The sequence below is a fragment of the Streptomyces sp. NPDC088350 genome (assembly GCF_044753545.1).
GTDB lineage: Bacteria > Actinomycetota > Actinomycetes > Streptomycetales > Streptomycetaceae > Streptomyces.
The window spans coordinates 1-14419 of record NZ_JBIVNL010000002.1; the positions used below are offsets into that span (position 1 = coordinate 1).

The window sequence follows — 14419 nt, forward strand, 5'->3', positions numbered from 1 at the left end:
TCTGCCAAGGGCATGGCTGGTTGGCTACGTTCGGGAGGGATAACCGCTGAAAGCATCTAAGCGGGAAGCCTGCTTCGAGATGAGTGTTCCCACCCACTAGATGGGTTAAGGCTCCCAGTAGACGACTGGGTTGATAGGCCGGATCTGGAAGGCGGGTAACCGCTGGAGGTGACCGGTACTAATAGGCCGAGGGCTTGTCCTCAGTTGCTCGCGTCCACTGTGTTGGTTCTGAAACCACGAACAACCCCATGTCCAGGGCCACTGGGTGTGGTGCGGTTGATTGTTTCATAGTGTTTCGGTGGTCATAGCGTGAGGGAAACGCCCGGTTACATTCCGAACCCGGAAGCTAAGCCTTACAGCGCCGATGGTACTGCAGGGGGGACCCTGTGGGAGAGTAGGACGCCGCCGAACAAATATTGCGAAAACCCCTGTACCGTTTATTCGGTACAGGGGTTTTCTGCGTTTAGGGGCCCTGCTTTTTCAAGCAGGGCTTTCTTGCGTGCGTGTTATAGACGTCCCGCACTCTTGAGAGCCAGATACGCGTCCGCCAATGCCGGAGCAAGGTCGTCCGGTGTCGCATCGACGATGGTGACGCCGTGACGGCGGAGTTTTTCCGCGGTGCGGTCGCGTTCGGTCTGGGCACGTGCCGCAGCCGCCGCCTCGTAGACCGCCTCCGTGGTTCCACGGGCCGTGGCCATACGGGCGATGTGCGGATCTGCCACGGATGCCACCAGAACTGTATGGCGCTGGGTGAGTTGGGAGAGCACGGGAAGCAGGCCCTCTTCGACCGGGGCCGTGTCGAGGCTTGTCAGGAGGACGATCAGGGAGCGGCGTGGTGCTGTACGGATCGCGGTGGCTGCCAGGCCTCGGGCGTCTGTTTCGACCAGTTCCGGTTCGAGTGTCGCCATCGCGTTGACCAGTGACGGGAGTACGTCATGTGCCGTGCGGCCTTGGACGAGGGCGCGGACCCGGCGGTCGTAGGCGAGGAGGTCCACGCGGTCGCCGGCGCGGGACGCGAGGGCTGCCAGGAGCAGGGCGGCGTCCATGGAGGAGTCGAGGCGGGGGGCGTCGCCGACGCGGCCCGCCGAGGTGCGGCCGGTGTCGAGGACGAGGAGGATGTGGCGGTCGCGTTCGGGGCGCCAGGTGCGTACCGCGACCGTCGTTTGGCGGGCTGTGGCGCGCCAGTCGATGGAGCGGGTGTCGTCGCCGGGGACGTATTCGCGCAGGCTGTCGAATTCTGTGCCCTCGCCGCGGGTCAGCACGCTGGTGCGGCCGTCGAGTTCGCGCAGGCGGGCGAGTTTCGACGGGAGGTGCTTGCGGCTGGTGAACGGGGGCAGGACACGTACCGCCCAGGGGACCGCGTGGGTGCCCTGGCGGGTGAGGAGGCCGAGGGGGCCGTAGGAACGGATCGTCACTCGGTCTGCTTGGCGGTCGCCTCGGCGGGTGGGGCGTAGGCGGGTGGTGAGACGGCGGCGTTCGCCGGGTGGGACCGTCAGGCTGTGGCGGGATGCGGCGAATTCTGTGCCGGGGAGCCAGCTGCTGGGGGGCCAGGCGTCGCGGATGCGGGCTCGTAGGACGCGGCGGGACGGGTTGGTGACGGTCAGTGTGACGTCTGCGGATTCGCCCAGGCGTACGGAGGTGTCGCCCGAGCGGGTCAGGCTCAGGCGGCGTACGGGGGCGGCCAGGGCGAAGTCGCAGGCACAGGCCACCGCCAGGGGGGCGTTGAGGGCCAGGATGCCCGTCCAGCTGGGTTCCCAGATGCCTACGGGGAGGGAGCCCAGGGCTGCGAGGAGGGCGGTGCGTCCGGTGAGGGCCATCAGCGGGGGACCGGGACGTGGGCGAGGATCGCGTTGATGACGGAGTCCGCCGTCACGCCCTCCATCTCGGCCTCGGGGCGCAGCTGTACGCGGTGGCGGAGGGTGGGGAGTGCCAGGGCCTTCACGTCGTCGGGGATGACGTAGTCGCGGCCCGTGAGCCACGCCCACGCGCGCGAGGTCGCGAGGAGGGCGGTGGCGCCGCGCGGGGACACGCCGAGGGTGAGGGACGGCGATTCGCGGGTGGCGCGGCAGATGTCGACTACGTAGGCGGTGATTTCGGGGGAGATCGTCGTCTTGGCGACCGCCGCGCGGGCTGCTTCGAGGTCGGCGGGGCCGGCCACGGGGCGCAGGCCGGCGGCGTGCAGGTCGCGCGGGTTGAAGCCCTCGCCGTGGCGGGTGAGGACGTCGATCTCGTCCTGTCGGGAGGGGAGGGGGATCGTCAGTTTGAGGAGGAAGCGGTCGAGTTGGGCCTCGGGGAGGGGGTACGTGCCCTCGTACTCGACGGGGTTCTGCGTCGCGGCGACCAGGAACGGGTCGGGGAGCGGGCGTGGGGTGCCGTCGACCGTGACCTGGCGTTCCTCCATCGCTTCGAGGAGGGAGGACTGGGTCTTCGGCGGGGTGCGGTTGATCTCGTCCGCGAGGAGGAGGTTGGTGAAGACCGGGCCGGGCTGGAAGCGGAACTCGGCGGAGCGCGTGTCGTAGACCAGGGAGCCGGTGACGTCGCTCGGCATCAGGTCCGGGGTGAACTGGATGCGCTTGGTGTCGAGTTCGAGTGCGGACGCGAGGGCGCGGACGAGCAACGTTTTGGCGACTCCGGGGACTCCTTCTAGGAGAACGTGTCCGCGGCAGAGGAGGGCGACGACGAGGCCGGTCACGGCGGGGTCCTGGCCGACCACGGCTTTGGCGATCTCGGCGCGCAGGGATTCGAGGGAGGCTCGGGCGGTGTCCGGATTCCCTGTGGTCCCGGCGTTGTCAGTGGTCGGGTTCATCATGGACGGCGTACCTCTCTTTCGAGGGCGTCGAGTTGGTCGGCGAGTGCGATGAGGGCCGCGTCGTCGCTGGGCGGCGGGCCGAAGAGGAGGGCGTGCAGGGTCTGTCCGTCGCCGTGGAGGTGGGCGGAGAGCGCGGGGAGCAGGGCTTCGGGCGCGTGCGCCTGGGAGACGGGGACGCCTACGAGGGGGGCGAGGCGAGTGCGGGCGGTGGAGCGCAGAGCGGTGGCCGCGCGGTCGCGGGCGTTGGCCTTGCGGTAGAGGCGGGCGCGGCCTTCGACGGTTTCGGAGGCGCGGATCGCCACGGGGAGTTTTTCGGGCACCAGGGGGCCGAGTCGGCGTGCCCGCCAGAGGGCGGCCAGGGCTGCTGCGACGAACAGTTGCAGGGTGCCCCAGAGCCAGCCCGAGGGGAGCAGGTCGAAGAAGCTCTGGCTGCCGGAGTCGGTGGCCGAGATGTCGGACAGCGAGGGGAGGTACCAGATCAGATGGGGGCGCGAGCCGAGGAGTTGGAGGGCGAGCGAGGCGTTGCCCTGCTTGTCGAGACGCTTGTTGAAGAGGATGTCGGGCGCGCCGATGACGACGGTGTCGCCGCCCCCGGACGCGTCCGGGAGCCGGAGCAAGGTCGGCCGGCCGTCGCTGGGGTAGCACTCGTCGGCGTCGGAGGCGGTGGTCGTGTACCGGTAGTCGCCGGTCTCCGCGTCGCCCGCGCGCTGGGCGGCGGGCAACGAGCAGTCGGGGGAGAGCGGCGAGTCGAAGCTGGGCCCGCCGTCCACGGTGACCTCGGGGGCGAGCCGGTCCAGGGACGGGGAGCCGGGAGCGACGAGGACCGTACGGCCGCCGGAGTTCGTGAACGCCGCGTGCAGACCGGACTGTTGACGCTTGGTCAGCAGGTCGGGGACGGCGACCAGGAGGGTGGTGTCCGGGCTGGCCGCGGCGCGGGCCTGGGCCAGGGTGGTGACCACGCGCGTGGACACGCCCCGGTCGCCGAGGAGTACGGCGACGGCGCGGCTGCCGTAGGGGTCGGCGGAGCGCGGGTCGAGGGCGCCGTGCCGGGCGTCGGAGCGGATCGCGGCGATCGCCACGGCGGCCGCCAGGAGGATCACGAGTGCGAGGACGATGCCCCGCGCGCGGGTCCACACCTGGCGGGCGGTCGGCGAGGCCGAGGTGGCGGGGAGCGTCGCCTGCGTGGTCATTCGGCGGCCCCCTGGCTGGTGTGGTGGGCCGTGCTGTGGGCGCTGCTCGTGAGGACGGGCCTGGTCCGCTCCAGGGCGTGGTCGAGTTCGGCGATGCGGCGGTACGACTGCTCGCTCGCGCCGCGTCCGCCGTACGTCACGTCGTCGAAGTGTCCGGCGGCGGCGCGCAGTTCGTCGGTGTGCGACGGGAGGGCGCGGGCGGCTTCCGCGACCGCCTCGTCGGCGGTGCGGCCGGGGCGGACGTCGAGCAGGGCGCGTTCCTCCAGGGCGCGGACGATGGCACGCATGCGTTCCTGCACGGCGGGGTTCCAGTGTCCCTGGGCGGCGTGTGCCTCGGCGGCCGAGCGGTGTTCGGCGGCGCTGCGGGGGCCGTCCTCGAACAGGGCGGTGGCGGAGACGGGTTGGCGGCGCGGGGTGCCCAGGCGCCACCACAGGGCGGCCCCGACCGCGAGGACGGCCAGGATGACGACGACGAGGCCGAGCGTGCCGCCGGGTGTGGCCTCCGAGGCCCTGCCGAACAATCTGTCGACCCAGTCCGAGATGGCGTTCAGGGCCCGCTGCGCCAGGCCGGGGTCGTTCTCGTGGTACATCTGCTTGGACAGTTCACGCCGGGCCGCCTCCCGCGCGGGGTCGCGCGGGATCGTCACCGGCGGCTCGTCGCCCGAGAGGAGCGACGACTGTACGGCTGTGCCGTGGGCGCGCAGCAGTGGCCCCGCGGCCGATTCGACGGCACGCGGCAGCGCCGCGGGTACCGCGGTGAGAACTCCCCCCGCCAGGCTCACCGCATCAGCTCCCCGGGGTGGGGCCGTGGGCGGCGGTGCCGTAGTCCTGGACGCCGGCGGCGCGGGCCAGGTCGAGGTCGAGGGCCTCGCGGCGGATGCGCTGGTCGATGTAGAGGAGGACGGTGACGCCCGCCGTGATCGGGAACGCGATCATGCGGCCGATCACCGAGCCGAGGCCGCTGATGACGAGGAACGTCCAGCCGACGTCGCCGGTGCCGTTCACGAGGCCGCTGAGGCCGTCGCCGCTCGACAGCCCGGCGATGAAGGCGAACGGGATCACGAGGATCGACGACAGGATGCTCGCGATGATCTGGGCGAGCAGCTGGATGCCGAAGATGCGCCACCAGGAGCCGCGCACCAGCTTCGAGGAGCGGCTCATCGACTTCAGGATGCCCTGTTTCTCCAGCATCAGCGCGGGCGAGGCCAGGGAGAAGCGGATCGCCAACCAGAGGGTGACGACGGAGCCGGCGAGGCCACCGATGACGGCGAGCGCGATGCCCGCGGCCTGCGAACCCGTGACGGCCACGACGATGCCGGGCACGGTGGGGATGCCGATCAGGGCGACGGCCATGAGGATCAGCAGGCAGATCAGGCCGAACAGCTTGAGCAGCTGGGGCCGGGCGTCGCGCCAGGCCTCTCCGGCGGTGACCGGCTTGCCGAGCACGGCGCGGCTGGTGACCGCGGTGAGCAGGGCGGTGGCGACGACGGTGCCGATGAGGACGACCAGGTAGACGACGCCCGTGCTGAGGAAGGCCTCGCTCATGGCGCGGGTCACTTCGGAGGCGCTGGCGTTCGGGTCGTCGAGGGCCTGGGTGCTGGCGAGGTCGCTGAACGCGAAGCCCTGGACGAGGACGACGATGGTCTGCATGACGACGGCGACGGTGAGGGAGATGCCCAGGACCGTGCGCCAGTAGGTGCGCATGGTGGAGACGGCGCCGTCGAGGATCTCGCCCACACCGAGGGGGCGGAGGGGGATCACACCGGGCTTGGCCGCGGGCGGGGGACCGCCCCAGCCGGCTCCCCAGCCGGGAGCGCCGTAACCGCCGGGTCCGCCGTAGCCGCCGTAGCCCCCAGGGCCCCCAGGACCCCCAGGGCCCCCAGGGCCTCCGGGGCCGGCCGGGCCGCCGGGGTGGGCGCCGCCCCAGCCCGGGCCCGGCGGTGGGGGCGGCGGTGCCTGGCCCTGGCCCGGGGCGCCGGTGGGCGCGGACCACTGGCCGGGTGGCGGCTGCTCCTTGGACCACTGCGGGCCGGTGCCCGACGGGTCCGTGCCCGACGGGTCCGTGCCCGGCTGGTCCGCGGGCTCGGCGGAGCCGGACGCGCCGGGCTCCGGCCCGTCGGGCGGGGCGGATCCGGGCGAGGCCCAGCCCGGAGTGTCGTTCATCGTCGCTCCTTCACGGTGCCCGTCCGCGGGCGCGGCGGCAGGTTGGCAGCCATCGTGCCATGGGGTGGCCGACCGGTGACCGGCCGCGGTATGGGCTGGACACCTTCAATTGTCCGCCGGATACGGGGCAGACTGACCGCATGGCTGATCAGTACGCGCGATCCGGCGAGGACGGCAGGCCGACCGGGATACCCGCGATCCGTTGGGACGAGCCCCCCGAGGGCCCTGTTCTGGTTCTTCTCGACCAGACGAGGCTGCCGGCCGAGGAGGTCGAGCTGGTGTGCACGGACGCGTCCGCGCTGGTGGACGCGATCCGCTCGCTGGCGGTGCGCGGGGCGCCGCTGCTCGGCATCGCGGGGGCGTACGGCGTCGCGCTCGCCGCCGCGCGGGGCTTCGACGTGGACGAGGCCGCGAGGGCGCTGGCGGGCGCCCGCCCCACCGCGGTGAACCTCTCCGTCGGCGTGCGCAGAGCCCGGGCCGCGCACCGCGACGCCATGGCCAAGGGAGGTGATCCCGAGCAGGCGGCCGGGGCCGCGTTGGCGGCGGCGCGGCGGCTGCACAGGGAGGACGCCGCGGCCAGCGCGCGGATGGCCGCGCATGGGCTGGCCCTTCTGGATGAGCTGCTGCCCGGCGGTGGGCACCGGATTCTGACCCACTGCAACACCGGAGCGCTGGTGTCGGGTGGTGAGGGCACGGCGTTCGCCGTCGCGCTCGCGGCACACCGGGAGGGGCGGCTGAGGCGGCTCTGGGTGGACGAAACGCGTCCGTTGCTGCAAGGTGCTCGCCTGACGGCGTATGAGGCGGCGCGCAACGGTATGGCGTACACCTTGCTCACGGACAACGCGGCGGGCTCCTTGTTCGCGGCCGGGGAGGTGGACGCGGTGCTGATCGGCGCGGACCGGATCGCCGCCGACGGTTCGGTGGCGAACAAGGTGGGGAGCTATCCGCTCGCCGTGCTCGCCCGGTACCACCATGTGCCGTTCATCGTGGTGGCGCCGGTGACGACGGTGGATCCGGACACGCCGGACGGGGCGTCCATCGAGGTGGAGCAGCGCCCCGGGTTCGAGGTGACGGAGATCACGTCACCCCAGGCGACGAAGGCGGGAGCGGGAGGGGGGATTCCGGTGGCACCGCTGGGGACCCAGGCGTACAACCCGGCGTTCGATGTGACGCCTCCCGAGCTGGTGACGGCCATCGTCACCGAAGAAGGCGCCGTTTCGCCCGTGACTGCGGGGGCGCTCGCAGAGCTGTGTGACAGGTCACGACAGGTAACGATTTAGTTAATGGGATGATGTCGTTTATGAAGGGACGAGTCCTTGTCGTCGATGACGACACCGCACTGGCCGAGATGCTCGGCATTGTGTTGCGTGGTGAAGGTTTTGAGCCGTCTTTCGTAGCTGATGGCGACAAGGCGCTGGCCGCTTTCCGTGAGAGCAAGCCCGACCTGGTGCTCCTGGACCTGATGCTGCCCGGACGGGACGGTATCGAGGTGTGCCGCCTGATCAGGGCGGAGTCCGGGGTGCCGATCGTGATGCTCACGGCGAAGAGCGACACCGTCGATGTCGTCGTGGGCCTGGAGTCGGGCGCGGACGACTACATCGTGAAGCCGTTCAAGCCGAAGGAACTGGTCGCCCGGATCCGGGCGCGGCTGCGGAGGTCCGAGGAACCGGCGCCCGAGCAGCTCGCCATAGGCGATCTGGTCATCGACGTGGCCGGTCACTCCGTGAAGCGGGAGGGGCAGTCGATCGCGCTGACGCCGCTGGAGTTCGACCTGCTGGTCGCGCTGGCCCGTAAGCCGTGGCAGGTGTTCACGCGGGAGGTGCTCCTGGAGCAGGTCTGGGGCTACCGGCACGCGGCGGACACCCGGCTGGTCAACGTGCATGTCCAGCGGCTGCGTTCCAAGGTCGAGAAGGACCCGGAGCGGCCGGAGATCGTGGTGACCGTCCGAGGGGTCGGTTACAAGGCGGGACCGAGCTGACATGTCCAAGGACAGTGCCGCTTCGGCGCCCGGGGGGACCGGGGCCCGCGCGGGGCGGCCTGTCGGCCGGAAGGCGGCGGGCTCCCGCTGGGGACGCCTGTTGGAGGGCGGGCTGCTGCAGGGCGGGGTCCAGGGCAGCCCGGTCCTCCGCCTGTTCATGCGCTGGGTGCGCAGGCCACTGCTGCCGGTCATGCGGCTGTGGCGGCGCAACATCCAGCTCAAGGTCGTCGTCACGACCCTGCTGATGTCACTGGGCGTCGTCCTGCTGCTGGGCTTCGTCGTCATCGGCCAGGTGCGCAACGGCCTGCTGGACGCCAAGGTGAAGGCCTCCCAGAGCCAGGCCACGGGCGGGTTCGCCGTGGCCAAGCAGAAGGCGGACGAGGCGGCCAGCGGGACCGCCGACGACGGTTCCGCGACCGACGGCAGCTCCTCGCAGAATGTCATCTCCTGGATGAGCGACCTCGTGTCGTCGCTGTCCAGCGGCGGCCAGGGCGCCTTCGACGTGGTGACGCTGCCCGCGGGCGCGGACAGCGGCGGCGGTCGCAGCCCCCGCGGTTCCGGATACGTCGACCCGTCCGCGAGCGTGCCCGAGGACCTGCGCGCGCGGATCAACGACCGTACGACGGCGGCCCAGAGCTACACCCGCATCATCTACAGCAACGGCAAGGAGTCCCAGCCGGCGCTGGTCGTGGGCAAGCAGGTCAACGACCCGAACGGCGACCCGTACCAGCTGTACTACCTCTTCCCGCTCACTCAGGAGGAGAAGTCCCTCAGCCTGGTCAAGGGGACCCTCGCCACGGCCGGGCTCTTCGTCGTCGTACTCCTCGGGGCCATCGCCTGGCTCGTGGTGCGGCAGGTCGTCACGCCGGTGCGGATGGCCGCCGGGATCGCCGAGCGGTTGTCCGCAGGGCGGCTCCAGGAGCGGATGAAGGTCACTGGCGAGGACGACATCGCGCGGCTCGGCGAGGCATTCAACAAGATGGCGCAGAACCTCCAGTTGAAGATCCAGCAGCTGGAGGACCTGTCGCGGATGCAGCGGCGGTTCGTCTCCGACGTGTCGCACGAGCTGCGGACGCCGCTGACGACCGTACGGATGGCGGCCGATGTCATCCACGACGCGCGCGTGGACTTCGATCCGATGACCGCGCGGTCGGCAGAACTGCTCGCCGACCAGCTGGACCGGTTCGAGACGCTGCTCGCGGACCTGCTGGAGATCAGCCGCTTCGACGCGGGAGCGGCGGCTCTGGAGGCCGAGCCGATAGACCTCAGGGAGGTCGTACGGAGGGTTCTCAGCGGCGCCGAGCCGCTCGCCGAGCGCAAGGGCACGCAGATCCGGGTCGTCGGCGACCAGCAGCCCGTCGTCGCCGAGGCCGATGCCCGGCGGGTGGAGCGGGTGCTGCGCAATCTCGTCGTCAACGCCGTGGAGCACGGCGACGGCAAGGATGTCGTGGTCAAGCTCGCCACGGCGGGCGGGGCGGTCGCCATCGCGGTGCGCGACTACGGAGTCGGGCTCAAGCCCGGTGAGGCGACCCGGGTGTTCAGCCGCTTCTGGCGGGCGGACCCGGCACGCGCGCGTACCACCGGTGGTACGGGACTGGGGCTGTCCATCGCCCTGGAGGACGCGCGGCTGCACGGCGGCTGGCTGCAGGCGTGGGGTGAGCCGGGCGGCGGGTCTCAGTTCCGGCTGACACTGCCGCGGACCGCGGACGAACCGCTGCGGGGCTCGCCGATACCCCTGGAGCCCAAGGACTCACGCCGTAATCGTGGACTTAATGACGCCGGTCTGCCGAGCGGCGGCGGCGACAAGCGCGCGACGGTCCCGGTACAGCCGATGGGCGACCAGGTGCCGCCGATACCCGCGCGGAACCCGATCGCTCCGAGGCTGACCGCGACGACTCCCACCGCGGACCCGACGGCGCTGCCCGGCAACGGCGCGCGCGTGGTGCCCCGGCCGACCGGCGGCACCCGGCGGCAGGAGGACCGGCCCGCGGTGGACACGCCCCGGGGCGACAGCGCGAGCAGCACGGACCCGGCCGCCGCACCGGAGGACTCGAACAAGCAAGGGGAGGCATCTCGTGGGCGCTGACCGCGAGGGGGGCGCCCGGCGGAAGCCGGCACGCGCGGTGGCGTACGTCGCGTGCGGCGTCGTAGTGCTGGCGGGATGTGCCTCGATGCCCGACAGCGGGGACCTGCGGGGGGTCGAGTCGACGCCGCGACAGGACACCCAGGTGCGGGTCTTCGCGATGCCTCCTCAGGAGGACGCGTCGCAGGCGGAGATCGTGCAGGGCTTCCTGGAGGCGCTGACGAGCGACGATCCGAACTACAAGACGGCTCGCATGTACCTGACCGCGAAGGCGGCGCGGGGCTGGCAGCCGGAGCTGTCCACCACGGTGCTCGCGGGCGGGCCGAGCACGGAGCCCGTCCGCGTACCCGGCGGCCGGGACGACACCGACACCTTCACGTACACACTGACCGGCGACCGGGTCGCCACGGTGGACTCGCAACAGGCGTACTCGCCGGCGAGCGGGCGGTACAGCCAGCGGGTGCACTTGACGAAGGACGCGAAGAGCGGGCAGTGGCGCATCGACGTGCTGCCGCAGGGCGTCGTCATGGGCAACTCGGACTTCCAGCGCAACTACATGTCGGTCAACAAGTACTACTTCGCGTCGAACACGACGGCCGGAGCGACCTCGCAGCCGATCGCCGTGGCGGACCCCGTGTTCGTACGGCGGCGGGTGGACCCCATGACGCAGATGGTGCGGTCGCTCCTCAACGGGCCCACCAGCTGGCTCGGGCCCGTGGTCAGGTCGAGCTTCCCCACCGGGACTGCGCTGCGCAAGGGTGTCACCTCGCTGACGCCCGACGACCAGAACAAGCTGACGGTCCCGCTGAACCAGAAGGCCTCCCGAGTGGGGCTGGCCCGGTGCAACGAGATGGCCACGCAGATCCTCTACACGCTCCAGACCATGACGCCCACGGTGGACGAGGTCGAGCTGCAGGCCGCCAACGGCGCGCAGTTGTGCGTGTTCTCCGAGAACGACGCGAAGGGCTTCGCGGCACACGGCCCGATAAGGCGCCCCGAGTACCTGTACTTCCTCGACGACAAGCACCGGCTGGTGCGGATACCCAGCGGCAGCAGGGGCACGCACGCCGATCCGGTGCCGGGTGCGCTGGGCGAGGGCGACAAGCCGCTGCGGTCCGTGGCGGTGTCGCGTGACGAGGAGACCGCGGCCGGGGTCGGCCTCGACAGGAAGTCGCTCTACGTCGGGTCGCTGGTGTCGGGCGCGTCGCTCGGGGACCCCGTGCTGACCAGTCAGGGCAAGACGGAGGACGACCGGCTGACGCCGCCCAGCTGGGATGCGCAGGGCGACCTGTGGGTGGCCGACCGGGACCCGAAGAACCCCCGGCTGCTCCTGTTGCAGAAGGGCGCGGGACAGCCGATCACGGTGGAGATGCCAGGGCTGGACGGCCGTGTCGAATCGGTGCGGGTGGCCGCCGACGGGGTGCGGATCGCGCTCGTCGTGGAGAAGAACGGCAAGCGGTCCCTGTTCGTCGGGCGGATCCAGCGGACCGGGGCGACCGGTGAGCAACCGGTGGTCTCGGTCCTCGAACTGCGGTCCGCGACCCCGGACCTGGAGGAGATCACGGCCATGTCGTGGGCCGGGGACAGCCGGCTCGTGGTGGTGGGGCGCGAGCAGCAGGGCGTGCTGCAGATGCGGTACGTCCAGGTCGACGGCTCCACGCCGGAGGGCCCGGCGCCGGCGGCCCTGACCGGGGTGAAGGAGATCGCCGCGTCCGAGGACGACAAGCTGCCGCTGGTGGCCTACTCGGAGGACGGGATCGTACGGCTGCCCACCGGGGCGCAGTGGCAGAAGGTGGTCAAGACGGGGTCGGCGCCGGTCTATCCGGGCTGAGGCGCAGAGGTGCGGTGAACAGTGGCCGTCTCCGGCCGGGCTGAGGCTTGGTGGAGGCGGCCGTTCGCGTGTTCCGGGGCGATCGTGCACTCGTGTGGGGGACGGTCGTTGACGGTTGCGTGGGGTTGTCCACAGGCAGTTGTCCACAGGGGTGGCCGGTCGGCGAGGGCGTCGGCACAGTGGTGGGCATGCGGGGGTGGTGGCGGGACCTCACGGATCTGGTGCTGCCGGCCGAGTGCGGAGGCTGCGGGATGCCTCGCACGGTGCTCTGCCCGGAGTGCCGTGCCGCCCTCAACGGGGCCGTACCGAGCCGGGTACGACCGATGCCCGAGCCGCCCGGCCTACCGGCGACGTATGCGGCGGCTCCTTACGCGGACGAGGTGCGCGCGATGCTCCTCGCCCACAAGGAGCGAGGCGCGCTGGCCCTCGCGGGGCCGCTGGGCGCGGCTCTGGCGGGCGCGGTGCGGGCGGGGGTGCGGGAGTGCCGGGTGGAGGGTGATCGGGGTGCGGCGGGGCTGGAAGGGGGGTTGGCGGGGGAGTACGGGGGCGTGGCGAGGTCGGACGGGGGGTCGGTGAGGCCGGACGGGGGGTTCGTGCAGGGACTTGGGGTGCTGGGGGAGGGACGGCAGGCTCAGTTCGGGGAACGCGTGTACGTCGGCCCAGCCCGCTCCCGGCGTGGCGGTGACGTCGATCATGCCCGCTCCCGGCGTGGCGGTGACGCGCCCGTGCTGCTGGTCCCTGTGCCTTCTGCGCGGGGCACCGTGCGGGCTCGGGGGCATGATCCGGCGCGGCGGATCGCGTGGGCGGCGGCGGGGGAGTTGCGGCGGGCGGGGACTCCGGCTCGGGTGGTGGCTGTGCTGCGGCAGCGGCGGTGGGTGGCTGATCAGTCGGGGCTCAACTCACGGGAGCGGCTGGACAATCTCGCGGGTGCGCTGGAGGTGGTCGCGGGCGGTGCCCGGTTGCTCGCGGGTGGTCGGGCGGTGCTCGTCGACGACCTGATGACGACGGGGGCCTCCTTGAGGGAGGCGGCGCGTGCCGTATGTGCGGCGATCGGGTGCGACGGAGCGGTTGGAGCGACTGCGGCTGTGTACTCGCGTGCGTTCCGGGAAGGCAGAGGGGAACACATCGAGAGATCAATGGAGAACGGGAGGAACATGGCACTCAGTGCACCGGGAATCGTGGATGTGAACGGCCCTGGTGACCTGATCTGCGCGGCGGTGATCGCAGCATCGCCTGATTCCTTCGAAATAAACCGGAACTGACTGCGAACTTGCGTCGTTGCAGGTAACGACAGGAGCAATTCACCTGAACGGAGGTACAGCGCGGTAGAGGGTGACGACATCCGTCCGGGCGAGATATGTTCGGTTGTGAGAGAAAGGCGCAGGCCGCACCTCTCCTATCCGAATGCCGTGCCGTGGGTTTTCCGCAGTCACCCGCGGCCATGGGGTGCAGATCTTGCCCATGGGGGAGGAGGAGGTGGAAGTCACCGAGTCCGAGGTTCCGGGGTGACCGGAGCCTGGTGCAAAAGGGAGACGCTCCGCAGCGAAGCGGAGTGATCCGGGAACGGAGTTCTGCGTGGACATCGTCGTCAAGGGCCGCAAGACCGAGGTGCCCGAGCGGTTCCGCAAGCACGTGGCCGAGAAGCTGAAGCTGGAGAAGATCCAGAAGCTCGACGGCAAGGTGATCAGCCTCGACGTCGAGGTGTCCAAGGAGCCCAACCCCCGACAGGCCGACCGTTGCGACCGGGTGGAGATCACGCTCCGCTCCCGCGGTCCGGTGATCCGGGCGGAGGCATCGGCCAACGATCCGTACGCGGCGCTCGACCTCGCGGCGGAGAAGCTGGATGCCCGGCTGCGGAAGCAGCACGACAAGCGTCACACACGCCGCGGTGCCCGCCGGCTCACGGCCGCCGAGGTCCCCGACCACGTCCCGGGCGCGGCGACGCTCAACGGCAACGGCCACGCCGTCCCGGACGAGCAGTCGGACGGTGTGCCCACCAAGAAGATCGGCTCGCTGGAAGTGAAGGGCGAAGGCCCGCTCATCGTCCGCGAGAAGACCCACGTCGCCTCTCCGATGTCCCTCGACCAGGCCCTCTACGAGATGGAACTGGTCGGACACGACTTCTACCTGTTCGTCGACTCCGAGACCAAGGAGCCGAGCGTCGTCTACCGACGGCACGCCTACGACTACGGCGTCATCCACCTGAGCACGGACCCGATGGTCACGCAGGCCCAACCGCCCGCGGCGGGCGGCACGCTGGGCGGCTGACCCACCCGGCCGACAGCTGAGCCGGTGCCCCTGGAGCGCGTGTGCGCCCCCAGGGGCACCGGTGTGCGACCACTTCGCGCCCCGCTCCGTGACCGCA

General features: G+C 71.2%; 11 protein-coding genes and 2 rRNA genes. 8 read left to right on the forward strand and 5 right to left on the reverse strand.

The features are described from left to right. Positions 1 to 202 (forward strand): 23S ribosomal RNA (locus ACIQBL_RS05235); the annotation flags it as partial. Between the two features lie 92 nt (positions 203 to 294). After that, positions 295 to 411, forward strand: a 5S ribosomal RNA gene (gene rrf / locus ACIQBL_RS05240). Positions 412 to 506: 95 nt separating this feature from the next. Here rrf and ACIQBL_RS05245 read toward each other — a convergent pair. The 5 genes from ACIQBL_RS05245 to ACIQBL_RS05265 are packed head-to-tail and all read right to left on the reverse strand — an operon-like array spanning position 507 to position 6162. Then, entirely contained in the window at positions 507 to 1817 is a 1311-nt protein-coding gene (locus tag ACIQBL_RS05245) for a DUF58 domain-containing protein (RefSeq protein ID WP_401937074.1), read from the reverse strand. Next, complete coding sequence (locus tag ACIQBL_RS05250; protein ID WP_401938867.1) at positions 1817 to 2806, reverse strand: AAA family ATPase; 990 nt, start codon at positions 2804 to 2806, stop codon at positions 1817 to 1819. The genes ACIQBL_RS05245 and ACIQBL_RS05250 overlap by 1 nt, the downstream gene beginning before the upstream one ends. Next, positions 2806 to 3999: a DUF4350 domain-containing protein gene (locus tag ACIQBL_RS05255; RefSeq protein ID WP_401937077.1), complete on the reverse strand. Its 1194-nt coding sequence runs from the start codon at positions 3997 to 3999 to the stop codon at positions 2806 to 2808. The genes ACIQBL_RS05250 and ACIQBL_RS05255 overlap by 1 nt, the downstream gene beginning before the upstream one ends. Next, positions 3996 to 4781, reverse strand: coding sequence for a DUF4129 domain-containing protein (locus tag ACIQBL_RS05260; protein WP_401937079.1), 786 nt, complete (start codon positions 4779 to 4781; stop codon positions 3996 to 3998). Before ACIQBL_RS05260 ends, ACIQBL_RS05255 begins: the two co-directional genes overlap by 4 nt. A 4-nt stretch (positions 4782 to 4785) precedes the next feature. Next, the gene (locus ACIQBL_RS05265; RefSeq protein ID WP_401937082.1) at positions 4786 to 6162 is read right to left on the reverse strand and encodes a hypothetical protein; all 1377 of its coding nucleotides are present in this window, start codon (positions 6160 to 6162) and stop codon (positions 4786 to 4788) included. Positions 6163 to 6302: 140 nt separating this feature from the next. On the opposite strand from ACIQBL_RS05265, the gene mtnA reads away from it, so the two are divergent. The 6 genes from mtnA to hpf all read left to right on the forward strand — a co-directional run bounded on the left by mtnA (position 6303) and on the right by hpf (position 14322). Next, on the forward strand, positions 6303 to 7442 hold the full coding sequence (gene mtnA / locus ACIQBL_RS05270) for an S-methyl-5-thioribose-1-phosphate isomerase (protein ID WP_401937084.1): 1140 nt from the start codon (positions 6303 to 6305) through the stop codon (positions 7440 to 7442). An 8-nt stretch (positions 7443 to 7450) separates the two neighbouring features. Beyond that, positions 7451 to 8140 carry a two-component system response regulator MtrA gene (gene mtrA / locus ACIQBL_RS05275; RefSeq protein WP_016438163.1) on the forward strand — a complete coding sequence of 230 codons (690 nt, stop codon included), beginning with the start codon at positions 7451 to 7453 and terminating at the stop codon, positions 8138 to 8140. Position 8141: 1 nt separating this feature from the next. After that, positions 8142 to 10226 carry an MtrAB system histidine kinase MtrB gene (mtrB, locus tag ACIQBL_RS05280; RefSeq protein WP_401937087.1) on the forward strand — a complete coding sequence of 695 codons (2085 nt, stop codon included), beginning with the start codon at positions 8142 to 8144 and terminating at the stop codon, positions 10224 to 10226. Continuing rightward, complete coding sequence (locus ACIQBL_RS05285; protein WP_401937090.1) at positions 10216 to 12054, forward strand: LpqB family beta-propeller domain-containing protein; 1839 nt, start codon at positions 10216 to 10218, stop codon at positions 12052 to 12054. Before mtrB ends, ACIQBL_RS05285 begins: the two co-directional genes overlap by 11 nt. Positions 12055 to 12242: 188 nt before the next feature. Beyond that, on the forward strand, positions 12243 to 13316 hold the full coding sequence (locus ACIQBL_RS05290; RefSeq protein WP_401937092.1) for a ComF family protein: 1074 nt from the start codon (positions 12243 to 12245) through the stop codon (positions 13314 to 13316). Positions 13317 to 13629: 313 nt separating this feature from the next. Next, entirely contained in the window at positions 13630 to 14322 is a 693-nt protein-coding gene (gene hpf, locus ACIQBL_RS05295; protein WP_200713180.1) for a ribosome hibernation-promoting factor, HPF/YfiA family, read from the forward strand. Positions 14323 to 14419 lie beyond the last annotated feature (97 nt).

Coding starts and splice junctions, on each gene's coding strand:
- ACIQBL_RS05245 (WP_401937074.1), bottom strand. CDS start 1,817: ATGGCCCTCACCGGACGCACCGCCCTCCTCGCAGCCCTGGGCTCCCTC.
- ACIQBL_RS05250 (WP_401938867.1), bottom strand. CDS start 2,806: ATGAACCCGACCACTGACAACGCCGGGACCACAGGGAATCCGGACACC.
- ACIQBL_RS05255 (WP_401937077.1), bottom strand. CDS start 3,999: ATGACCACGCAGGCGACGCTCCCCGCCACCTCGGCCTCGCCGACCGCC.
- ACIQBL_RS05265 (WP_401937082.1), bottom strand. CDS start 6,162: ATGAACGACACTCCGGGCTGGGCCTCGCCCGGATCCGCCCCGCCCGAC.
- mtnA (WP_401937084.1), top strand. CDS start 6,303: ATGGCTGATCAGTACGCGCGATCCGGCGAGGACGGCAGGCCGACCGGG.
- mtrA (WP_016438163.1), top strand. CDS start 7,451: ATGATGTCGTTTATGAAGGGACGAGTCCTTGTCGTCGATGACGACACC.
- mtrB (WP_401937087.1), top strand. CDS start 8,142: ATGTCCAAGGACAGTGCCGCTTCGGCGCCCGGGGGGACCGGGGCCCGC.
- ACIQBL_RS05290 (WP_401937092.1), top strand. CDS start 12,243: ATGCGGGGGTGGTGGCGGGACCTCACGGATCTGGTGCTGCCGGCCGAG.